The sequence below is a fragment of the Gordonia pseudamarae genome, assembly GCF_025273675.1.
Classification (GTDB): Bacteria; Actinomycetota; Actinomycetes; order Mycobacteriales; family Mycobacteriaceae; genus Gordonia; species Gordonia pseudamarae.
This window is the reverse complement of the sequence record NZ_CP045809.1, coordinates 2,812,467-2,833,447: the sequence shown is the minus strand read 5'-3', so window position 1 is coordinate 2,833,447 and position 20,981 is coordinate 2,812,467. Positions and strand designations below refer to the sequence as shown.

Sequence of the window (20,981 nt, the reverse complement as noted above, 5' to 3'; positions counted from 1 at the left end):
CGAGGTGGGTCTGAATGGCCGCCCGCGCCCGGCTCGACGCCGAACTGGTCCGCCGCGGGCTCGCGCGTTCGCGTGAGCAGGCGCGCGAGTTCATAGCGGCCGGAACGGTCAAGGTCAATGGCGTGGTGGCCGCCAAACCCGCCACCAATGTCGCCCGCGACACCCCGATCGTCGTCGTCGACGCACCGTCGGACGACTGGGCCTCGCGTGGGGCGCACAAACTGATCGGTGCTCTGGATGCGTACACCCCGGATGGCTTGACGGTCGCGGGGCGTCGCTGTCTCGACGCCGGAGCCTCCACGGGTGGCTTCACCGACGTGCTGCTGCGGCGCGAGGCCCGCGAGGTCGTCGCGGTCGACGTCGGCTACGGACAGCTGATCTGGCGTCTGCAGAACGACGAACGCGTCGACGTGCACGACAGGACGAACGTGCGGGCCCTGACACCCGACCAGATCGGCGGCCGGGTCGAACTGGTGGTGGCGGATCTGTCTTTCATCTCGTTGTCGCTGGTTCTGCCTGCGCTCGCCGACTGTGTCGAGCCGGGCGGCGACCTGCTGCCGATGGTCAAGCCGCAGTTTCAGGTCGGGAAGGACCGCGTCGGCGCGGGCGGTGTCGTGCGAGATCCCGCGTTGCGCATCGAGGCCGTCGCCGAGGTGGCACGCGATGCCGCGGCCCTGGGGTTACGTACCCGCGGCGTGGTCGCCAGTCCGCTGCCCGGCCCCGCCGGCAACGTGGAGTACTTCATCTGGTTGCACAAGCCCGACATCGCGCTGCACAAGCCCGACATCGCGCTGCCCGAGTCCGACATCGCGCTGCCCACTCCAAGGGAGGCAACCCGCACCGGCGACATGTCGTCGTCGGCCGATAGGGTCGGAGACCGGAGTGCTTCGGCGCGCGAGATGCGGGTCGATCCTGAGATCATGGCGATGATCGTGGCCGCGGTCGAGGCCGGGCCTCGCTGATCACGTACCGGCCTGTCAGCGAGCGTGAGGTTGTCGACGAGCGTGAGATGTCGATGAGCATGTGGTGCCGGCGGGCACGGAGTACAGACGAGCACGGCCGCACCGGCGGAGCGTCCCGCCCGGACGCGTCACCGACACGGCCGTGCATCATGGCGAACGGAAGGACAACAGTGGACGGTGACAGGTCCGGTGGCACTCATCGGGAATTCCTGGTGGTCGCGCATACGGGGCGCGCGATCGTCACCGAAACCACCGCCGCCATCGCCCGGCATTGTGCCGCGGCCGGAGTGACGCTGCGGGTGATCGACCACGAGACCCGCAGCTTCGTGCCGGGTGTCGACTTTCCGACGGGCGTCGTCGAACTCGGGCCCGAACTGCCCGAAAGCTATCCGGTGGACCCGGCCGATCTGCGTGACCTCGGCGCCGACGTGGAGGTGACCAGCGGCGATCAGGGCTCGGCGGAGGGCTGCGAGGTGGTGATCGTGCTCGGCGGGGACGGCACCTTCCTGCGTGCCGCGGAATTGGCGTACGCCGCCGACGTTCCGGTCCTGGGCATCAATCTGGGGCGCATCGGGTTCCTGGCCGAGGCCGAGGCCAACAGCATCGACGAGGTGATGGTCCGGCTGGTCAACCGTGACTACCGGGTGGAAGACCGGATGACCCTGGACGTCACGCTTTCCGATCCGGCCGGCCCGGAGCGGGTTCTGGGGCAGAGCTGGGCGCTCAACGAGGTCGCGCTGCAGAATCGCACCAACCACGGTGTTCTGGAATTGGTGACCGAGGTCGACGGCCGCCCGGTGTCGGCGTTCGGTGCCGACGGTGTGCTGGTGTCCACGCCGACGGGCTCCACCGCGTACGCCTTCTCCGCGGGCGGCCCGGTGATGTGGCCGGATCTGGAGGCGATCCTGGTGGTGCCGAACAATGCGCACGCCCTGTTCGCCAGGCCGATGGTGACCAGTCCGCGCTCACGGATCGCCTTCGAGATCGACAAGGCGGGCCGTTCGGCGATCGTGCTGTGCGACGGCCGCCGGCAGTTCCAGGTACCGCCGGGCGCCCGGATCGAGATCGTGCGCAGTTCACGGGCGCTGAAGTGGGTGCGAATCAACGCCGAACCGTTCGCCGATCGGTTGGTGACCAAGTTCAAACTCCCGGTCGAGGGCTGGCGGGGGAGGCAAAGATAAGCATGCTCGAAGAGCTGACCATCGAAGGTCTCGGCGTCATCGAACGCGCCTCGGCCCGGCTGCATCCGGGTTTCACGGTGCTGACGGGCGAGACGGGCGCGGGCAAGACGATGATCGTGACCAGTCTGCACCTGTTGTCCGGCGCCCGGGCCGACGCGGGCCGGGTGCGCACCGGCAGCGCCAAGGCGATCGTCGAGGGACGGTTCCGGTTGCCGTCCGGTGCCGGCGAGATCGTGGAACTGGTGTCCTCGGCGGGCGGTGAGGTCGATGACGACGACTCGGTGATCGCGGTGCGCACCGTCACGGCCGACGGCCGTTCGCGGGCCCATGTGGGGGGCCGGTCGGTACCGGTGGGCGTGCTGGGGCAGGTCACCACGAGTCTGCTGACCATCCACGGCCAGAACGATCAGCTGCGGCTGCTCAAACCCGAACACCAGCGCAGCGCCCTCGACACATTCGCGGGCGCGCCGGCGGTCAAGGCGCTGGCAGCCTACCGTGCGGCGCGGGAACGCTGGACGGGAATCCTTGACGAACTCGAACGCCGGCGCAACAGTGCGCGTGAACTCGCCCAGGAAGCGGACCGGCTGCTGTTCGGTGTCGGGGAGATCGATGCGGTCGGTCCGTCGCCGGGGGAGGACATGGAGCTCACCGCGACGATCCGGCGACTGACCGACCTGGAGATGATCCGCACCACCGCGGCCACCGCGCACGGCATCGTGGCCGCCGAGGGGCAGTCGGTGATCGACGGCCTCGGGCAGGTGCGCTCGCTGCTGGAGTCGTCCTCCGACGACACTCTGCGTGGCCTGCTGCCGCGGGTCGCGGAGGCACTGACCGTGGTCACCGATGTGGGTGGCGAGCTGACCGGATTTCTGTCGGATCTGCCGACCGATGCCGAATCGCTCGACCACTTGCTCACCCGCCAGGCCGAACTGAAGGCACTGGTGCGTAAGTACGCGCCGGACATCGACGGTGTGATCGCCTGGCGCGATGACGCGCGGGCAAGACTGGCCGAGATCGAGGATCCGGCGGGTTCGGTCGAAGAACTCGAGGCCGCGCTGGCCGGTGCCACGGACACACTGGCACAGGCGGCCGGCAAGCTCACGGCGATTCGGCTGAAGGCCGCCGATTCGATGGGCAAGAAGGTCTCGCGTGAACTCGCCGGGCTGGCGATGGGCGAGTCGATCATCACGGTGGCGGTGACCGGCGATCCGGCGTCGGCCGAGGACCGGCTGGCGATCGACTGCGGGGGCCGGATGCTGCACGCGGGGCCCAGCGGCACCGACCGTGTCGAGTTCTCGCTGGTGGCCCACCGGGACGCCCAGCCCCTGCCGATCGCCAGGTCGGCGTCGGGTGGTGAGTTGTCGCGGGTGATGCTGGCGCTCGAGGTGGTGCTGGCCGAGCCGACCAGCGGATCGATCATGGTGTTCGACGAGGTCGACGCCGGGGTCGGCGGTGCGGCCGCGGTGGAGATCGGGCGCAGGCTCTCGCGGCTGGCCCGCGCCCACCAGGTGATCGTGGTGACCCATCTGCCGCAGGTGGCGGCCTTCGCCGACAACCATGTCGTGATCGGTAAGCAGGTCCGTTCCACCGGATCCGGCAAGAATGGCGCCTCCGGCAAGGTGACCAGTACGGTGCGCACTCTGGACCGGTCGCAGCGGGTGGCGGAGCTGGCCCGGATGCTCGCCGGGCTCGGTGATTCCGACACCGGCCGGGCACATGCCGAGGAGTTGCTGGCCACCGCGGAGTCCGAACGCGGCACCGGGGCGCAGGACGGTCGCGAACGCGCCGGGTAGTGGCCCCCGAGTGTGGGCGAGGCCGCAACAGATGGTGTTGATGTGACAAAAGTTGCAAAAGTTGCGGCGCGCCTCCACGTCGGATGCGTCATGCGGGGCAATCATTGCCCACATGAAGATGCCTGCTCTGCTCACGCGTTCGACCGAAGCTCTTCCTGGTGTGATCGGAATCGCCAGGATCGATACGAATACCCGGCGGCTCCTCGGCCGCGTCGGCCCCGGCGACATCGCCATCCTCGACGAGGTCGATCTCGACCGGGCCACCGCCGACCGGCTGGTCGCGGCCGGTGTCGTCGCCGTGGTCAACGCCTCCGAATCCATCAGCGGCCGCTACCCCAACCTGGGGCCCGAGGTACTGGTGGCCTCGGGCATCGTCCTGCTCGACAACACCGGACCGGAGGTGTTCAAGCGGGTCAAGGACGGCGCCAAACTGCGTGTCGACGACGACCACCTGTACATCGACGACGACCACCTGTACATCGGTGACAAGCGCCTGGCACACGGCACCCAGCTCGACGAGACCGAGATCGCCGACATGATGATCGACGCCAAGCTGGGCATGGTCGATCACCTGGAGGCATTCTCCGGCAACACCATCGAGTTCATTCGCAGTGAGTCGCCGCTGCTCATCGACGGCGTGGGGGTTCCCGACCTCGACGTGGACCTGGCGGGTCGCCATGTGGTGATCGTCGCCGACGGCCTCGACCACGCCGCGGATCTGCGTTCGCTCAAACCGTTCATCAAGGAGTATCAGCCGGTACTCATCGGTGTGGGGGCCGGTGCCGACACGCTGGTGAAGGCGGGCTACTCGCCGGCGGTCATCGTCGCCGACCCCGACGACCTCAAGACCCAGACCCTCAAATCCGGTGCACAGCTGGTGCTTCCGGCCGACACCGACGGCCATGCACCGGGCCTGGAACGTATCCAGGACCTCGGGATCGGCGCGACCACGTTCCCGGCCGTCGGTTCGGGGGCCGACCTCGCGCTCCTGCTCGCCGATCACCACGGCGCTGATCTGATCGTCACCGCGGGCTGCGGCGGTGATCTCGACGACTTCTTCGACCGGTCGCGCAGGGAGAGCAATCCGTCGATGTTCCTGACCCGGATGAAGGTCGGGGCCAAGCTGGTCGACGCCAAGGCCGTCGCCACGCTGTACCGCAGCCGGGTGACGGGAACGGCGATCGCCTTCGTGGTGCTGGCCGCGCTCATCGCCATCATCGCCGCGATCGTGCTGTCCAGCACCGGCGGCGAGTTCTGGGACTGGACCGTCACACAGTGGGATCAGCTGGTCGAGTGGGCGCGGGGAGTCTGGAACCGTTAGCGCATGATCTCATTGCGTCAGCACGCGATATCCCTGGTCGCGGTGTTCCTCGCCCTGGCCCTGGGCCTGTTCCTCGGCTCGGGATTCGTCGGTGATCGCGTCAACTCGTTGACCGGCACCACCCGTGACCGCATCGGCGACCTGGAGGACGAACGCGACCAGCTGAACGAGAAGCTCAACTCGGCCGACAGTTTCGACCAGGCGATGGCGCCCAGGCTGATCGACGGCACGCTCGAACGGCGGTCGGTACTGGTGGTGACGGTCCCCGGCGTGGTCGATTCCGATGTCGACACTCTCAAGGAATCGGTCGCCGATGCCGGCGCCACGTTCGCCGGTCAGATCCAGATCTCCGACCGTCTGGTCGGCGACACCGAGTCGGCCAAACTGCGCACCATCGTCGACCAGACGATTCCGGCGGGAGCCCAGTTGCGCGCCGACTTCGTCGACTCGGGGTCCAGGGTCGGTGATCTGCTGGGCACCCTGACCCTGCACTCGGACCAGTCGCGGGCGGTCTCGGTCAACGATTCGCGTATTGGGCTGCAGGCCCTTCGCGAAGCCGGGTTCATCGGCTATGTCGACAACGCGATCACACCCGCCGACCTGGTGCTGGTGATCACCGGCGGCGCGTACGGCAAAGATTCGGGAGCGCGGGGACAACTTGTCGGCAGGCTCGCCGCGGCGATGGCCGCGCGCGGTCAGGGCGGCGCACTCGTCGGCCGCACCGGGTCCGCGACCGGTGGATCGCCGATCGCGGTCGTGCGTTCGGATCCGGCGCTGCGCAATGCGATCTCCACCGTCGACAACGCCGATGTGCCCACCGGAAAGATCACCACTGTGCTCGCGCTCGCCGAGGAGGGCCAGGCGCGCACCGGCGCCTACGGCATCGGCCCCGGCGCGGTGGCCGTCACCGTCGGGGTGCGGCAGTGACCGGCCGCGCAGGGGGACCGGCCGCGCATTGCCTCCGGGTGCTCCGCGGGTACCGACCGGAATACGTGGGCCCGCACTGGTGCTACTGTGAAGTCCCGTAGGTAAGCAGGTTTCGAGCCTGATTCATCCTGACGGGAGACGCATTGCGACCACTGCGCCACGTGCACGCGGGCACCAAACATATCTTTGTGACGGGTGGTGTCGCCTCATCGCTCGGTAAGGGACTCACCGCTTCCAGCCTCGGCCAACTGCTGACCGCCCGCGGTCTGCGGGTGACGATGCAGAAGCTGGACCCGTACCTGAATGTCGACCCCGGCACGATGAACCCCTTCCAGCACGGCGAGGTCTTCGTCACCGAGGACGGCGCCGAGACCGACCTCGACGTCGGTCACTACGAGCGGTTCCTCGACCGAAACCTGTCCCAGTCGGCGAATGTGACCACCGGGCAGGTGTATTCGACCGTCATCGCCAAGGAACGGCGCGGCGAGTATCTCGGTGAGACCGTGCAGGTGATCCCGCACATCACCGACGAACTCAAGTCCCGGGTCCTGGCGATGCGGGCACCCGACGAGAACGGCGATGTTCCCGACGTGGTGATCACCGAGATCGGTGGAACCGTCGGCGACATCGAGTCGTTGCCCTTCATCGAGGCCGCCCGGCAGATCCGGCACGACGTGGGCCGCGACAACGTGTTCTTCCTGCACGTCTCGCTCGTCCCGTACCTCGCGCCGTCGGGTGAGCTCAAGACCAAACCAACCCAGCACTCGGTGGCCGCGCTGCGCAACGTGGGCATTCAGCCCGATGCGCTCATCCTGCGCTGTGACCGTGACGTTCCCGAGGGACTCAAGGCGAAGATCGCGCTGATGTGCGACGTGGACGTGGAGGGCTGCATCTCCACTCCCGACGCGCCGTCGATCTACGACATCCCGAAGGTGCTGCACGCCGAAGGGCTCGATGCCTACGTGGTGCGCAAACTCGATCTGCCGTTCCGCGACGTCGACTGGACGGTGTGGGGCGAGTTGCTCAAGCGGGTGCATGAACCGCGCGAAACCGTCCGGATCGCGCTCGTCGGCAAGTACGTCGACCTGCCCGACGCCTATCTGTCGGTGACGGAGGCGATCCGCGCGGGCGGGTTCGCCTGCCGGGCCAAGACGGAAATCAAGTGGGTGCCGTCGGACGAGTGCGCGACCGCTGAAGGTGCGCAGGCCGCACTCGGCGATGTCGACGGGATCCTGGTGCCGGGTGGTTTCGGGATCAGGGGCATCGAGGGCAAACTCGGTACGATCGAGTACAGCCGCCGCCGGGGTGTCCCGCTGCTCGGACTGTGTTTGGGGTTGCAATGCGTGGTGATCGAGGCGGCGCGCTCGGTGGGGCTCGATGAGGCCAGTTCCACCGAATTCGACCCCGACACAAAGTATCCGGTGATCTCGACGATGGCCGACCAGGAACAGATCGTGGCCGGTGAGGCCGACCTGGGCGGCACCATGCGGCTCGGCTCGTACCCGGCGAAGCTTGTCCGCGGTTCGATCACCGCCGAATCCTACGGTGCGCTCGAGGTCACCGAACGGCACCGGCATCGATTCGAGGTCAACAACGCCTACCGCGACAAGATCGCGCAGTCGGGGCTGGTGTTCTCGGGCACCTCACCCGACGGCCACCTGGTGGAGTTCGTGGAGTATCCGCGAGCGCAGCATCCGTTCCTGGTGGCCACCCAGGCGCACCCCGAACTCAAGAGCCGGCCGACGCGTCCGCATCCGCTGTTCCGGTCGCTGATCGAGGCGGCGCTGAAATACAAAGCGGCCGAGCGACTTCCCGTCGACTTGGGGGACTACGACGCGGGTGAGCCGGAGCGGGCCGAACAGGCCGGCACCGACGCCGCCGGCGGTAGCGAGGACACACAGGGATGACCGAGCCGGGATCGCATGATTTCGCGGTGCGCGGGCAGCGCACCGTCTACTCCGGTGCGATCCTCGCCCTGCGGGTCGATCAGGTCGAGATGCCGGGTGGGCGCATCGCCGAACGCGAGGTCGTCGAGCATCACGGTGCCGTCGCCGTGGTGGCTCTCGATGACCGCGGCCGGATGGCGATGGTGCGCCAGTACCGTCACCCGGTCGGCCGTCGGCTGCTCGAACTGCCCGCCGGGCTGCTCGACGGCGGTCCGGCCGAGGACCCGCTGACGGCGGCGCAACGTGAACTCGCCGAAGAGGTGGACCTGGCCGCCGATTCGTGGCAGGTTCTCACCGATCTGGTGCTGTCGCCGGGATTCACCGACGAGGCGTTGCGGGTGTATCTGGCGCGGTCGCTGCACGCGCTGAGCCCGGCCGAGCGTCGCGACGAAGAGGCCGACATGGCAGTGGAATGGGTTGCCCTCGACGACGCCGTGGCTCGGGTGCTGGCCGGGGACATCGTCAACGCGACCGCGGTGGCGGGGATTCTCGCGGCATCGGCGGCGGTCACCGGCGGCGCGGCCCTGCGCGGTACATCGGCGGCCTGGACCGATCAGCCCACCGCGCTGCAATCCCGCAAAGCAGACCACCCCTGACAGTCATGAGCCTGTCCGACGATATCGGCCGCTACCTCGATCACCTGACGGTAGAGCGGGGCGCGGCGGCCAACACGGTCAGCTCGTACCGGCGAGATCTGCAGCGCTATGCCGACTACCTCGCCGGCCGGCGGACCGACCGGCTCGCGGACGTCACCGGCGGCGATGTCCGCGAGTTCCTCGTCGACCTTCGCCGCGGCGACGCCGAACGTGGAGTGGTGCCACTGGCCGACAGTTCCATCGCACGCACCCTGGTGGCCGTTCGCGGTCTGCACAGGTTCGCGGTCGCCGAGGGTTGGGTCGATGTGGATGTGGCCCACGAGGTGTCCCCGCCCCGCACCGCCAGACGGCTGCCGAGGTCGTTGCCGATCGATCAGGTCGCGGCGATCCTGGAGGCCGTCGGAACCGACGGCACCCCGCGGTCGCTGCGTGACCGTGCGCTGCTGGAGTTGTTGTACAGCTGCGGCGCGCGGATATCGGAGGCGATCGGTCTCGACGTCGACGACCTCGACACCGATTCGCGTGCGGTCCGGCTGCGCGGCAAGGGCGGCAAGGAACGGATCGTCCCGATCGGCGGTCCGGCGGTCGAGGCACTCGAGGCGTACCTGGTGCGGGGGCGTCCGGCGCTGGCGATCGCCGGGCGCGGCGGCGTGGGTCCGGGCGTGTTTCTCAACGCCCGAGGGGGCCGGTTGTCGCGGCAGAGTGCTTGGCAGGTGCTGGTATCGGCCGCGGAACGGGCGGGGATCGGCGAAACCGTGTCGCCGCACACACTGCGGCACAGCTTCGCCACACATCTTCTCGACGGCGGTGCCGATGTACGTGTGGTTCAGGAACTACTCGGGCACGCCTCGGTCACCACCACGCAGGTGTACACACTGGTGACGGTGAACACGATGCGTGAGGTGTACGCGACAGCACATCCGCGTGCCCGATGATTCGCGAGAGTCGTTCGCGGCGATTGTCGGCGATACGTGAAGATCAGTCGTCGTGAACCTATTAGGCTGGACAATCGGAGCTACCAAGTACTTCATGTCGCGCCATGCCGACCCGAGCCATGCCGACCCAACCGACGAAGGGAGCGCGGGGGACGTGACAATTGACAGCGGGAACCTGGACGGAGCCTCAACGCCGTCGGTGCCCGCACCGGAACCGTCCGTACCGCAACCCGCACCGGAGCAGCCCGCACTCGACTCGATCCTCGCCGACGAGCCCACGGCGGACACCGCCGACACCACCGACACGGCCGGGCCACCAGAGGTTCCGCTCGGCCCGACCGGCCGCCCCTACCGGCAGATCCCCGATCCGGCACCTCTGGACAAGCACGGTCCGGCGACGGTGATCGCCATCTGCAATCAGAAGGGCGGCGTCGGCAAGACCACCACCACCATCAACCTCGGCGCGGCGCTGGCCGAATGTGGTCGTCGGGTGCTGCTCGTCGACCTCGACCCGCAGGGTGCGCTGTCGGCGGGTCTCGGGGTGCCCCATCACGAACTCGACGCGACCGTGCACAACCTGCTGGTGCCGCCGCAGATGCCGATCGACGAGGTGCTGATGCGCACCCGGGTCGACGGCCTCGACCTGCTGCCCAGCAACATCGACCTGTCGGCGGCGGAGATCCAGCTCGTCACCGAGGTGGGACGCGAGCAGTCCCTGGCCCGTGCGCTGCACCCGGTCCTCGACCGCTACGACTTCGTGCTCATCGACTGCCAGCCGTCGCTGGGTCTGCTCACCGTCAACGCGCTGGCCTGCGCCGACAGCGTGCTGATCCCGATGGAATGCGCGTACTTCAGCCTGCGCGGGCTGGCGTTGCTCAACGACACCGTCAACAAGGTCCGCGACCGGCTCAACCCCAAACTGAAACTCAGCGGCATCCTGGTGACGATGTTCGACTCGCGCACACTGCATGCGCGTGAGGTGATGGAACGTGTGGTCGAGGTGTTCGGCGATGTCGTGTTCGACAGCGTCGTCAACCGCACCGTGCGGTTCCCCGAGACCAGCGTCGCGGGTGAGCCGATCATCTCGTGGGCACCCAAGTCCGCGGGGGCCGCGGCATATCGCGCGCTGGCACGCGAGGTCATCGCCCGCGATGTCGGCCTCGTCTGACCACGCCCCGGTGCGCGAGAACCCGGCGCTAGAGAACCCCGAGCTCGACAACCCCGAGCTCCAGAACGAGACACCCGAGAACGCGGCAGGGGGGTTCGGGCCAGGTGGGTTCGGGCCAGGTGGGTTCCGGGTGCGGCTGGCCAACTTCGAGGGGCCGTTCGATCTGCTGCTGAACCTGATCAGCCAGCATCGGCTCGACGTCACCCAGGTGGCGTTGCACGCGGTGACCGACGACTTCATCGCCTACACCCGCACACTCGGCGAGCAGTTGACGCTGGAGCAGACCACCGAGTTCCTGGTGGTGGCCGCGACGCTCCTGGACCTGAAGGCCGCCCGCCTGCTGCCGGCCGGCGAGGTGGACGACGCCGAGGATCTGGCGCTGCTCGAGGCACGTGACCTGCTGTTCGCCAGGCTGCTGCAGTACCGCGCCTACAAGCAGGTGGCCCAACTGTTCGGTGAGCTCGAAGCTGCTGCGTTGCAACGCTATCCGCGGGCGGTGTCGCTGGAGGATAGATTCAACGGGCTGTTGCCGGAGGTCACGCTCGGCGTCGACGCGGCACGGTTCGCCGAGATCGCGGCGGCAGCTCTGACACCGCGTCCCGTACCGACCGTCGGACTCGGCCATCTGCATGTGCCGAAGGTGTCGGTGCCGGCTCAGGCCCGGGTGGTGATGGCGATGCTGATCGTCGAACCAGGAACGTGGCTGACATTCGGCGAGATCGTCTCCGGCTGTGATGGCCCGTACGAGGTGATCGGGCGGTTCCTGGGTCTGCTGGAACTGTTCCGGGAGCGCGCTATCGCCTTCGAGCAGCCCGAGGCGCTCGGCGAACTCAAGGTCAGCTGGACCGGTGAACGCGCGCCGGACGAGGTAAATCTCAGTCGGGGAGAGGAAGACTACGAGTGAGCGACGATTCCGACAGCAACGACGGCCTGAGTGGTGGCGGCCTGAGTGGTGACGATCTGGGCAGGGACGATCTGGGCAGGGGCGGACCGGGCGGCGATACCCCGGCCGGGGACGCTCAAGGCCGGGACACCGGCGCGCTCGACCTGGGCGTCGACCAGGACACCGTCGAAGAGGCGGAGGTGAGGCTCGACGACAACGAGCTGCGGGCCGCGCTGGAGGCGGTCCTGCTGGTTGTGGACACCCCCGCACCGGTCGCGGACCTGGCTCGCGCCGTCGACGAGGACCAGGACCGGGTCGCCGCGCTGCTGCAGCAGATGTCCGCCGACTTCGGTGTCGCGCGCAGCGGATTCGACCTGCGGTTCGCCGGCGACGGCTGGCGGTTCTACAGCCGCGCCGACTACGCGCCCTACGTCGAACGTCTTCTGCTCGACGGGGCACGGTCCAAGTTGACGCGCGCGGCGCTGGAGACGTTGGCGGTGATCGCCTACCGGCAGCCGGTGAGCCGGGCCCGGGTGAGCGCCATCCGCGGCGTGAACGTCGACGGGGTGGTCCGCACACTGCTGGCGCGCGGCCTGATCAACGAGGTCGGCACCGACCCGACGACCTCGGCCACCACCTACGGCACCACCGAGATGTTCCTGGAACGACTGGGCCTGGCATCGTTGACCGAACTGCCCGATCTGGCGCCGCTGCTGCCGGACGTGGACGTGATCGATTCGCTCGATGAGGAACTGCTCACCGATCCTCGATTCGCCAAACTCGATGCCAAGGGGTCACACTCGTCAGGAGAGAAAACACCGGACGACGGCCTGTCGTCGTCCACAGAATGAGAGATTCATATGGCATCCGCTAGCCGAGACGGCACACCGGGCCCGCGTAAACGCGCTGGTCGTTCCACATCTTCATCCACCGGGGGACAGCCCGCGCGGGGGTCGCGCAAGACGGGGCAAGGCAAGTCGGGCAAGGCCGGTTCCGGGTTCCCCAAGGGTGCCAAGGGCGCCGCAGACGCCGGTCGGTCCACCAAGAAAACCCACCGCAAGGGCACATCGAAGCCCGATGTCGCATCGGGCAAGGTGCGTTTGAACAATGCCCGACTGGCCCGGCACCAGATCGCCGAAGGCGGGGGTGACGGCGGCGCGTCGTATGTCTCCGACGGGGTGCGGCTCCAGAAGGTGCTCGCACAGGCCGGTGTCGCCTCGCGGCGCGGCGCCGAGGAACTGATCGCGGCCGGCCGGGTCAGCGTCGACGGTGAGATCGTGATCGAGCAGGGCCTGCGGATCGACCCGAACACCGCGGTGGTGCGTGTCGACGGCTCGCGCGTCATCCTCGACGAGGACAAGCTGTATCTGGCGCTGAACAAGCCGCGCGGCATGCAGTCGACGATGGCCGACGATCAGGGCCGCCCGTGTATCGGTGACATCGTCGCTGAACGGGTGATGGCCGGTCAGCGCATGTTCCACGTGGGTCGCCTCGACGCCGACACCGAGGGTCTGCTGTTGCTGACCAACGACGGCGAGCTGGCGCACCGCCTCATGCACCCGTCGTACGAGGTGCCCAAGACCTACATGGCGACGGTGAAGGGCGAGGTGCCGCGCACTCTGGCCCGTACGCTGCGCGCCGGTGTCGAACTCGACGACGGTCCGGTGAAGGTGGACTCGTTCACCATCGTCGACGTCAACAACGGTGCGTCGCTGGTGGAGATCGTGCTGCATGAGGGCCGCAACCGCATCGTCCGGCGCCTCATGGAGGAGGTCGGGTTCCCGGTGCGCCGACTGCTGCGCACCCACGTCGGCGAGGTCGCGCTCGGCGATCAGCGTCCCGGCAGCCTGCGGGTGCTCGGCCGCGATGAGATCGGCGGTCTGTACAAGGCGGTCGGCCTGTGAGCGCGGCGCCGGAGGCGTCCGCATCGGCCGGCGCGGCGGAGGCGGACGTGACTCGCGTCGTGGCCATTGACGGGCCCGCGGGTACCGGAAAGTCCACCGTCTCCAAGCTTCTCGCGAACCGGGTGGGCGCGCAGTGCCTCGACACCGGCGCGATGTACCGCGCGGTGACACTCGCGGTGCTCGACCGTGGTGTGCCGCTCGATGATCCGAAGGCGATCGCCGAGGTCATGCCCGGCGTCGACGTCGACGTACTCGTGGATGCGGACGGGACCAATCGGGTGTTCCTGGACGGCACCGACGTCTCGGACAGGATCCGCACGGCGCAGGTGTCCGCGGCGGTGTCGGCGGTGTCGGCGGTGCCGGCGGTGCGCACCACTCTGGTGGCACTGCAACGAAAGGTGTCGCAGGGACGGTTCGTCGTCGTCGAGGGCCGCGACGTGGGGACCGTGGTGTTCCCCGACGCCGGGCTCAAGGTGTTCCTGACCGCCACCGCCCAGGCGCGTGCGCAGCGTCGGCACCTGCAGAACCTCGACCTCGGGCAGTCCAGCGATTACGACGAGGTGCTGGCGGCGGTCAACCGACGCGATCACCTCGACTCGACCCGTGCGGTGTCGCCGCTGCGGGCGGCCGACGACGCGGTCCTGATGGACACCAGCGACCTCACCCTCGACCAGGTGCTCGACGAACTGACCCGCCTGGTTCAACAGCGGATCGGAGCACCGCAGTGACCGACAATCTTGACACCGACCTGGCACAGGTAGCCGGTGACGGCACGTGGTCGGATGAAACCGACTGGGAAATAGGGGAGTTCGCCGACGGTGAGGAGTCCGGTGCCGGTGGTCCGGTGCCGGTCGTGGCCATCGTCGGCCGCCCGAACGTGGGCAAGTCGACTCTCGTGAACCGTATTCTCGGCCGCCGCGAGGCCGTTGTGGAGGATATTCCGGGCGTCACCCGCGACCGGGTGTCGTACGCGGCGAGCTGGTCGGGTAAACGGTTCACCGTCGTCGACACCGGCGGTTGGGAGCCCGACGCGAAGGGCCTGCAACAGGCCGTCGCCGCGCAGGCCGAGCTGGCGATGAAGACCGCCGACGCGATCGTCGTGGTTGTCGATGCCACTGTTGGCGCCACCGCCACCGACGAGGCCGTCGCGAAGGTACTGCGCCGGTCCAAGACCCCGGTCCTGCTGGTGGCCAACAAGATCGACAGCGAACGGCAGGAGGCCGAGGCGGCCGCGCTGTGGTCGCTGGGGCTGGGGGAGCCGTATCCGGTGTCGGCGGCGCACGGCCGCGGAGCCGGCGACGTGCTCGACAAGATCCTTGAGGTGCTGCCCGAAAGCCCCCGCGAGGGACCTGCATTGGGCGGTCCGCGGCGCGTCGCGCTCGTCGGCAAACCGAATGTGGGCAAGAGTTCGCTGCTGAACAAGCTGGCCGGGTCCGAACGGTCGGTGGTGGACAATGTGGCCGGTACCACCGTCGACCCGGTGGATGAGCTTGTCGAATTGGGCGGCAAGACCTGGCAGTTCATCGACACGGCCGGTCTGCGCCGCAAGGTGCGAACCGCGTCGGGTCACGAATACTATGCCTCGCTCCGTACCCGTTCGGCGCTCGACGCCGCCGAGGTGGCGATCCTGCTGATCGACGCGTCGGAGCCGATCACCGAACAGGATCTGCGGGTGCTGTCGATGATCATCGACAGCGGCCGAGCGCTCGTCATCGCGTTCAACAAGTGGGATCTGGTCGACGAGGACCGGCGCTACCAGCTGGACAAGGAGATCGACCGCGAGCTCGCTCGGGTGCCGTGGGCGCGGCGGGTGAACATCTCCGCCAGCACCGGCAGGTCCGTGCAGAAGCTCGTCCCGGCCATCGAGGGTGCACTCGAATCGTGGGACAAGCGGGTGTCGACCGGCCAGCTCAACAACTGGCTCAAGGACATCATCGCCGCCACCCCGCCGCCGCTGCGCGGTGGCAGACAGCCGCGAGTGCTGTTCGCCACCCAGGCCGCGACCCGTCCGCCGACCTTCGTGCTGTTCACCACGGGCTTCCTGGAGGCCGGCTACCGCCGCTTCCTGGAGCGGCGCCTGCGGGAGGAGTTCAACTTCGACGGATCGCCCGTGCGGATCAACGTCCGCGTACGCGACAAGCGGGAGCAGCGCCGGCGGAAATGACGTCCCCGCACTAGGTGCTAAGCCCTGATCAGGCGACACCGTAGCCGGTTGTGTCAGGTCGAATTGCGGTGTAGCGCCAGCGGAGTCACTTTGCTGATGAACTGGAAATCCCTGTCACGCTCGAAAAGTATAGTGCTGGTCCGAACGGCGATCGCTGCGATGAGACAGTCATTGAGGCTACGTAGTGGGTGCCCGATCCGTCGAACGGACGCGAAGATCTGGGCTGCTGCCCGATAGTCGACCAGCGGCTCCACCGGAAGGGTGGGGAAGCTATTGGTGAGTTGGGATATCAACGCATCCCGGCGCGGATTGTCCGCACCGGCGAGCAGTTCCATCGCAATCGGTTCGGTCATCCTCAGGTCGGCACCGGAATCAATAAGAGATGAGAGTTCGGTGACGACGGGGTCGTCGGTGTCGCGGAGGTACTCAATCCACACCGACGTGTCGACAAGGATCACCGGCCTTTCCACGGGTCCTCGGCGGCGCGTAGTTCATCGAGGTCACCCTTCCATCCGATTCCCCGAAGTTCATGCAGAAACTGTGTGGTCAGGGGCACGCCGACGAGGCGGCGCAGGGCAAGGTCGACGGCCTCCTTCTTTGTGGAGACATTGAACCTCTTGATGACCTCGGCGACGAGGTCATCATCAAGATCGATGTTTGTGCGTGTCATACACAAATCGTACACATCACATGTGTTTCCACGAGGACGTGAGAAGTGACTCTGTGGTTCTCTGCATGCGTCCGCGTCAGGAGTGGGTTGTATAGGGGTGGTGCGCGAGGCTCTGACCAGGCGATTAGTTGTTTTCGGCGCGGTGGGCTAATGTCTTTAACGCCTCGTGAGAACGATGGCAACGGGCTGTGGCGCAGCTTGGTAGCGCACTTGACTGGGGGTCAAGTGGTCGCAGGTTCAAATCCTGTCAGCCCGACAACTGAATTAGCACGTCAGAGGCGGTTTCCGAGAAAGTCGGGGACCGCCTCGACTGGTCTCTCGGCCCTCAAGTTGCCAAGAACTTGCCAACGGCCGGGAAGGTTGCCACCGGATCACCCGTAAAGGGCGGTGCCAGCGGCCCGCAAGTCGTCCGGCTGCGCGTCGCTGTAGATCGAGAGCGAGACCGCCGGGTCGTGACCGTGCCACCCCGCCGTGATGTGAACCGGGATACCCGACGCGAGCATGAGGCTCACGCTGGTGTTGCGCAGACCCTTGAGCGGGATACGGCGCAGCCCGGCCCGCTCACGCAGCCGCCCGAACTCATCCGAGTACCACTCGGGCCGGACCGGCGAACCGTCCTCATGGGTCGCGACGAGCTGGTCGTCGGACCAGGGCAGACCGAGCGCCAACGCCTCGGCACGCTGCCGAGTCTTGAGCGTGCGCAGCGCCTCGGCGAGTTCGGCGGGCATGGGCAGGTCTCGACGGCTGCGCCGCGACTTGGGTAATCCTTCCTCGGTCCCGTTGCCGATCGCCACGCGACCCCGTCGCACCTTGAGCACGTCGCCGTCGATGTTCGACCAGCGCAGCCCTAGAACCTCGCTGCGCCTCATGCCGTAGCAACTCAGCAGCCAGCACGCGAACAGCCGATGATCGGCGACCGAGGCACGAAACGCCGCGACCTCGGCGACGGTCCACGAGCGAGCAGCGGGGTCGTCGTCGTGCTCGGTGATCGGGTCGGCGGGCCGCTCGACCAGCGCGATCACGTTGCGCGGTAGTGCGCCCTGATCGACGTAGCTCTGTACCACCGAGGTCAGAGCCTTGAGCGTCGCGCGAACGCTCACCGGCTTGACCCCGCGCGGCGCAGCGTCCGAGGTAGCGGCGTCAGCGAGCACGTACACCGCTCGGCGCGGCCGAGTGACCCGACCGGCGCGAATGAGGCCCGATAGGCAGGTGTGGACGTCCTCACCGGGAAACGTTGCCTTGAGCGTCGCCGCTGAGACACCCTCGGGGTGCTCAGCGATCACGTCGACCACTCGGCCCATGAGGGAGCCGGGCCGGGCGTGCTTCGGCGAGGTCCGGCCCTCGGTGAGCAGCCACTCGACCAGCGCGTCGCCGTCGCGCTTGGTGAGCTGCGCGAGCTTCTTACCGCCCATGTGTCGACATACCGGCTTGAGGTCGTTCCGGTAGCCCTCAAGGGTGATCCGGCGGATACCGCGACGCCCGTCGAGCCATGCGTCGCACGCCTCGGCGACGGTGAGGTCGGTCTGTCGCGAGTAGCGCCCGGCGGCGACCTCGCTGGTAATCCGGCGGTACTCGCGCTGCGCCTCGGCCTTGGTCCGGTAGGTGAATCGCTGCCGATCTCGGGAGCCGTCGGGCTTCACCCCGACGTCGGCCTGAAACCAGTAGCTCACCCGGCCGTTCTTCGCGGTGTGCTTGTTGATCGGCTCGCCACGGCGTGCTTTGCGCTGCGTGTCGGCGGTGGTCATCGTTCGGTCTCCTTGGTTGTGGTGTCGGTGGTCGCGCGTGGCCCGGCGTAAAGGCCGAGCTTGCGAGCTTGTTTGAGCCAGCGTTCGACAGTCGAGAGTGGCGGCGGGCCGTCACACTCGGGCCAGCTCGCGGCGCGTGCCTGGACACCGCGCGCGATACTGCGCCGCTCGGGGTCGGTGCCCGCGTCGCGAGCTGCGGCGGCGACACGGGCATAGAACGCGGCTGACTTCGGCGGTCGACCTCGCCGCCGCTTCGGCGGTGCGGGCACGAGCAGCGCGTCGGGTGCCTCGCGGCTCGACAGGGTGAGGTCGACGTCGGCCGGGTCGAGGCCGAACCGCTCGGCGAGGGCTGCGCGCATACGGTCGGCGGCTGCGCGGTCGTGCGCCGTGCCGTCTCTCCGGTCGTGCTTGGCTGCGATCCTCGCGAGCCGGTCGACGGGCGCGGCCATGAGATCGCGGGTTTCGACCGGCGTGCCGGGCTCGATAGCTGCGAGGCGTAGGTCGGCGAGTTCGGGCGGGTCGCTGCCGTCGAGCAACGCGACGTCATAGGCGAAACGGTGCTCGGCGAGGGTGACGCGATACGGGCGCGGCGAGTCCGGCTGTGTCTCAACGGAAACGACGTCACCCCGTACGGACCCCAATTCATCGGGCGGCATTTAATGACCGTTCTCTGAGTGTTCTGGACAGTACGTAATCAGAGTACAACGGACGTATGACCAAGCACCAGACAGACACGAGCGCAGCTCTCGACCGGATCGCCAGCAGCCCGACGGCCGACGTCGAGGACGTCGCCGCTGTGTTCGGTGTGGGCCGGTCGACCGCCTACGCGGCCGTCAAGGCGGGCGAGTGGCCCGCGATCCGAGTTCGCGGTCGCGTGCGAATCCCGACCGCGTGGGTTCGGGGGCAACTGCACCTCGACGTTGCCGAGCCTGCGACGGCGTAACAGACCACCAAGCGCACGGCGGGCGATCGACGGGGCCGGGGTCTGGCTTCGGGCCGCTTGGCCCCGTCGATCCCAATTATCAAGCGAGGGAATGACTTTGAGTACCAATGAAAGCGGCCGCCCGAAGTGGACTAAGGGCGGCCGCGACGAACCCGAGGGCGGGGTCGACGTCGATTCTACCGCGCTCACGGGCGATCACGAGAGTCCGTTCCCGGCCGATCCGCCGACCGCACGCGCAACCGCCGAGCGTGAAGCGGCGACCGAGGCACGCCTCAAGCGGTGGGCCGGTTGCCGGTTCGCGGTCGCCGATCTGCCGACGTCGGCGCACCTGTGGGCACGCAAGCTCGCCGACAAGGTCGAGCGCGCGACAACGCGTTCGGGACCGGGAGCAAACCGCCGACCCTGTTCGTCGCGGGCGACAAGGCGGTGACCGCCGGTGCGACCGACTCACAGCTCGCCGCACTGACGCCACTCGACACCGACGCGCTACGTGCGCTCCAGCTCCAGGCCGCCGGAATCGCCGCCGACGTGCGCAATCAGGTGGCCGAGGTTGCGCGAAAGCTCGCGGTCGAGCGCAGCGCTGCCGACGTCCAGATCGTCGGCCGGGTCAACCTCGCCGAGTACGAACCGGAATCTACGCGGTGGGTCGTGGCCGACCTGCTCGCGCGCGGCGCAGCTCTCGGGGTGTTTGCCGAGCGGAAGGCCGGAAAGACAACCGTGGTCGAGGAACTGGTGCACGCTGCCCTCGATGGCCTGCCGTTCCTCGGCAAGTACCCGGTGACGCTGCCTGAGGGCTGCGGCGTCGTCCTATTCGACACCGAAATGCCCACGGCCACCTTGCACACCCACTACCGGCAACGCGGCGTGGTCAACCTCGACCGCCTCGACCTGCGCCCGCTGCGCGGCCGTGAACGCGCCCTCGACGTGCGCAGCGACGCCGTACGCGCCCGCTGGTGCGACGAGATCGAACCGGGCTCGCTGATGGTGGTCGATTGCCTCTACACCCTGTTCGGCGCGCTCGGCGTGAGCGAGAACAGCGACGAGGTGGTCGAGATACTGGCAGGGCTGCGCGCCCTGGCAACCGAGGCTGACGCGGCGGCGCTGGTGTTGGTGCACCACCTTGGCAAAGACACCGAGCGTGGCGCACGCGGACACAGCTCGATCGAGGGCTTTCCCGACGCGATCGTGAATATCGAACTCGACGGCCCGCCTGCCTCGGATACGCCGCGCGTGCTGCGGGCGTTCGGTCGCGACGTCGAGATCGAACCCGGTGTTCTGACACTCGGTGACGACCACCGCCTGACCATCGGCGGTAACCCACGGGTCGAGCGCGTTGCCGCCGGGCACCGCGCCGACGACAACGCGACGTGGTCGCTCATCGAGGCTCACCCCGGGCTATCGGTGCGTGGTCTGTCGACGTTGCCCATCGAGGCGCGCGGGAAGCTTTCGCGCGATCGAATCCGCACCGCCGTCGACCGCCTCGCGCTGACAAACCGGGTCACGAACAAAGGCACTCCCGCCGCGCCGGAGTGGCACGCAATCACGCCGCTCGACCCGTTCGAGCTGCCCTCGATCGAGGGGGCATGAGCGGTGTCTTATCGACGGCTCGAACGCGAGAACCCGCCCGCGCACCCCGCGCACCCTCTGACCTGCGCAAACGAAACAACACCTCCCGTGTCGGTGTTGGTCTGCGCGGAGTGCGCGGGCGTGCGCGGATCGGAAGGCCGCGCACCTGTTTGCCCTGTTCACAGCCTATTTCCCCTGGTCAGTGAGCGGCGGTGCGCGGCGCTGCGTGCGAGGGGTGCGCGGGGTGTACGGCCCCCCTAGGGGGCCGCGCACCCGG

21 protein-coding genes and 1 tRNA gene are annotated in these 20,981 nt (G+C 68.1%); 18 read left to right on the top strand and 4 right to left on the bottom strand.

All coding sequences use genetic code 11. The annotated features are described in order from the left end of the window. Window positions 1-14 precede the first annotated feature (14 nt). From GII31_RS12515 to der, 14 genes are all read left to right on the top strand, one after another. Window positions 15-962: a TlyA family RNA methyltransferase gene (locus tag GII31_RS12515; protein WP_260839962.1), complete on the top strand. Its 948-nt coding sequence runs from the start codon at window positions 15-17 to the stop codon at window positions 960-962. Window positions 963-1,132: 170 nt separating this feature from the next. Then, on the top strand, window positions 1,133-2,143 hold the full coding sequence (locus GII31_RS12510) for an NAD kinase (RefSeq protein WP_246221849.1): 1,011 nt from the start codon (window positions 1,133-1,135) through the stop codon (window positions 2,141-2,143). Between the two features lie 2 nt (window positions 2,144-2,145). Then, on the top strand, window positions 2,146-3,936 hold the full coding sequence (gene recN / locus GII31_RS12505) for a DNA repair protein RecN (RefSeq protein WP_213243490.1): 1,791 nt from the start codon (window positions 2,146-2,148) through the stop codon (window positions 3,934-3,936). Window positions 3,937-4,054: 118 nt separating this feature from the next. Beyond that, a complete protein-coding gene (gene steA / locus GII31_RS12500) occupies window positions 4,055-5,257 on the top strand; it encodes a putative cytokinetic ring protein SteA (RefSeq protein WP_260840505.1) in 1,203 nt (400 codons plus the stop codon). 3 nt (window positions 5,258-5,260) lie between these two features. Beyond that, window positions 5,261-6,184: a copper transporter gene (locus tag GII31_RS12495; RefSeq protein ID WP_213243488.1), complete on the top strand. Its 924-nt coding sequence runs from the start codon at window positions 5,261-5,263 to the stop codon at window positions 6,182-6,184. Window positions 6,185-6,327: 143 nt separating this feature from the next. Then, window positions 6,328-8,091 carry a CTP synthase gene (locus tag GII31_RS12490; protein WP_213243485.1) on the top strand — a complete coding sequence of 588 codons (1,764 nt, stop codon included), beginning with the start codon at window positions 6,328-6,330 and terminating at the stop codon, window positions 8,089-8,091. Then, window positions 8,088-8,726, top strand: a complete 639-nt coding sequence (locus GII31_RS12485; RefSeq protein WP_213243483.1) for an NUDIX domain-containing protein — start codon at window positions 8,088-8,090, stop codon at window positions 8,724-8,726. The genes GII31_RS12490 and GII31_RS12485 overlap by 4 nt, the downstream gene beginning before the upstream one ends. 5 nt (window positions 8,727-8,731) lie before the next feature. Further along, window positions 8,732-9,661 (top strand): site-specific tyrosine recombinase XerD, encoded by a 930-nt coding sequence (gene xerD, locus GII31_RS12480; RefSeq protein ID WP_213243481.1) that lies wholly within the window; start codon window positions 8,732-8,734, stop codon window positions 9,659-9,661. 259 nt (window positions 9,662-9,920) lie between these two features. Then, window positions 9,921-10,829, top strand: a complete 909-nt coding sequence (locus GII31_RS12475; protein ID WP_246222306.1) for a ParA family protein — start codon at window positions 9,921-9,923, stop codon at window positions 10,827-10,829. Next, window positions 10,813-11,733 carry a segregation and condensation protein A gene (locus tag GII31_RS12470; protein WP_213243477.1) on the top strand — a complete coding sequence of 307 codons (921 nt, stop codon included), beginning with the start codon at window positions 10,813-10,815 and terminating at the stop codon, window positions 11,731-11,733. The genes GII31_RS12475 and GII31_RS12470 overlap by 17 nt, the downstream gene beginning before the upstream one ends. Further along, window positions 11,730-12,563: an SMC-Scp complex subunit ScpB gene (gene scpB / locus GII31_RS12465; RefSeq protein WP_407649813.1), complete on the top strand. Its 834-nt coding sequence runs from the start codon at window positions 11,730-11,732 to the stop codon at window positions 12,561-12,563. Before GII31_RS12470 ends, scpB begins: the two co-directional genes overlap by 4 nt. Before the next feature lie 9 nt (window positions 12,564-12,572). Next, a complete protein-coding gene (locus GII31_RS12460; RefSeq protein WP_213243475.1) occupies window positions 12,573-13,616 on the top strand; it encodes a pseudouridine synthase in 1,044 nt (347 codons plus the stop codon). After that, window positions 13,613-14,344, top strand: a complete 732-nt coding sequence (cmk, locus tag GII31_RS12455; protein WP_246221848.1) for a (d)CMP kinase — start codon at window positions 13,613-13,615, stop codon at window positions 14,342-14,344. The genes GII31_RS12460 and cmk overlap by 4 nt, the downstream gene beginning before the upstream one ends. Further along, a complete protein-coding gene (gene der / locus GII31_RS12450; RefSeq protein WP_213243473.1) occupies window positions 14,341-15,780 on the top strand; it encodes a ribosome biogenesis GTPase Der in 1,440 nt (479 codons plus the stop codon). Before cmk ends, der begins: the two co-directional genes overlap by 4 nt. A 53-nt stretch (window positions 15,781-15,833) precedes the next feature. Here der and vapC read toward each other — a convergent pair whose 3' ends face one another. Then, on the bottom strand, window positions 15,834-16,238 hold the full coding sequence (gene vapC / locus GII31_RS12445; RefSeq protein ID WP_213243471.1) for a type II toxin-antitoxin system VapC family toxin: 405 nt from the start codon (window positions 16,236-16,238) through the stop codon (window positions 15,834-15,836). Continuing rightward, window positions 16,235-16,450 carry a type II toxin-antitoxin system VapB family antitoxin gene (locus tag GII31_RS12440; protein ID WP_213243469.1) on the bottom strand — a complete coding sequence of 72 codons (216 nt, stop codon included), beginning with the start codon at window positions 16,448-16,450 and terminating at the stop codon, window positions 16,235-16,237. Before GII31_RS12440 ends, vapC begins: the two co-directional genes overlap by 4 nt. Window positions 16,451-16,632: 182 nt before the next feature. Here GII31_RS12440 and GII31_RS12435 point away from each other — a divergent pair. Further along, window positions 16,633-16,706: transfer RNA gene (locus GII31_RS12435), tRNA-Pro, on the top strand. Window positions 16,707-16,821: 115 nt separating this feature from the next. On the opposite strand, the gene GII31_RS12430 is transcribed toward GII31_RS12435, so the two are convergent. Both GII31_RS12430 and GII31_RS12425 read right to left on the bottom strand, forming a co-directional pair. Continuing rightward, a complete protein-coding gene (locus GII31_RS12430) occupies window positions 16,822-18,195 on the bottom strand; it encodes a site-specific integrase (RefSeq protein ID WP_213243467.1) in 1,374 nt (457 codons plus the stop codon). Next, window positions 18,192-18,851: a hypothetical protein gene (locus GII31_RS12425; RefSeq protein WP_213243465.1), complete on the bottom strand. Its 660-nt coding sequence runs from the start codon at window positions 18,849-18,851 to the stop codon at window positions 18,192-18,194. Before GII31_RS12425 ends, GII31_RS12430 begins: the two co-directional genes overlap by 4 nt. Before the next feature lie 56 nt (window positions 18,852-18,907). Here GII31_RS12425 and GII31_RS12420 point away from each other — a divergent pair, with 56 nt between their 5' ends. From GII31_RS12420 to GII31_RS12410, 3 genes are all read left to right on the top strand, one after another. Continuing rightward, window positions 18,908-19,138, top strand: coding sequence for a helix-turn-helix domain-containing protein (locus tag GII31_RS12420; RefSeq protein WP_213243463.1), 231 nt, complete (start codon window positions 18,908-18,910; stop codon window positions 19,136-19,138). A gap of 97 nt (window positions 19,139-19,235) precedes the next feature. Continuing rightward, window positions 19,236-19,568 carry a hypothetical protein gene (locus GII31_RS12415; protein WP_260839961.1) on the top strand — a complete coding sequence of 111 codons (333 nt, stop codon included), beginning with the start codon at window positions 19,236-19,238 and terminating at the stop codon, window positions 19,566-19,568. Between the two features lie 98 nt (window positions 19,569-19,666). Next, window positions 19,667-20,725, top strand: coding sequence for an AAA family ATPase (locus GII31_RS12410; protein WP_260839960.1), 1,059 nt, complete (start codon window positions 19,667-19,669; stop codon window positions 20,723-20,725). The last annotated feature ends 256 nt before the right edge of the window (window positions 20,726-20,981 follow it).

What these genes read in the sequence shown, in the direction of transcription:
- GII31_RS12515 (WP_260839962.1), top strand. Translation starts at nt 15, where the DNA reads ATGGCCGCCCGCGCCCGGCTCGACGCCGAACTGGTCCGCCGCGGGCTC.
- recN (WP_213243490.1), top strand. Translation starts at nt 2,146, where the DNA reads ATGCTCGAAGAGCTGACCATCGAAGGTCTCGGCGTCATCGAACGCGCC.
- steA (WP_260840505.1), top strand. Translation starts at nt 4,055, where the DNA reads ATGCCTGCTCTGCTCACGCGTTCGACCGAAGCTCTTCCTGGTGTGATC.
- GII31_RS12495 (WP_213243488.1), top strand. Translation starts at nt 5,261, where the DNA reads ATGATCTCATTGCGTCAGCACGCGATATCCCTGGTCGCGGTGTTCCTC.
- GII31_RS12485 (WP_213243483.1), top strand. Translation starts at nt 8,088, where the DNA reads ATGACCGAGCCGGGATCGCATGATTTCGCGGTGCGCGGGCAGCGCACC.
- xerD (WP_213243481.1), top strand. Translation starts at nt 8,732, where the DNA reads ATGAGCCTGTCCGACGATATCGGCCGCTACCTCGATCACCTGACGGTA.
- GII31_RS12470 (WP_213243477.1), top strand. Translation starts at nt 10,813, where the DNA reads ATGTCGGCCTCGTCTGACCACGCCCCGGTGCGCGAGAACCCGGCGCTA.
- GII31_RS12460 (WP_213243475.1), top strand. Translation starts at nt 12,573, where the DNA reads ATGGCATCCGCTAGCCGAGACGGCACACCGGGCCCGCGTAAACGCGCT.
- GII31_RS12440 (WP_213243469.1), bottom strand. Translation starts at nt 16,450, where the DNA reads ATGACACGCACAAACATCGATCTTGATGATGACCTCGTCGCCGAGGTC.
- GII31_RS12430 (WP_213243467.1), bottom strand. Translation starts at nt 18,195, where the DNA reads ATGACCACCGCCGACACGCAGCGCAAAGCACGCCGTGGCGAGCCGATC.
- GII31_RS12425 (WP_213243465.1), bottom strand. Translation starts at nt 18,851, where the DNA reads ATGCCGCCCGATGAATTGGGGTCCGTACGGGGTGACGTCGTTTCCGTT.
- GII31_RS12420 (WP_213243463.1), top strand. Translation starts at nt 18,908, where the DNA reads ATGACCAAGCACCAGACAGACACGAGCGCAGCTCTCGACCGGATCGCC.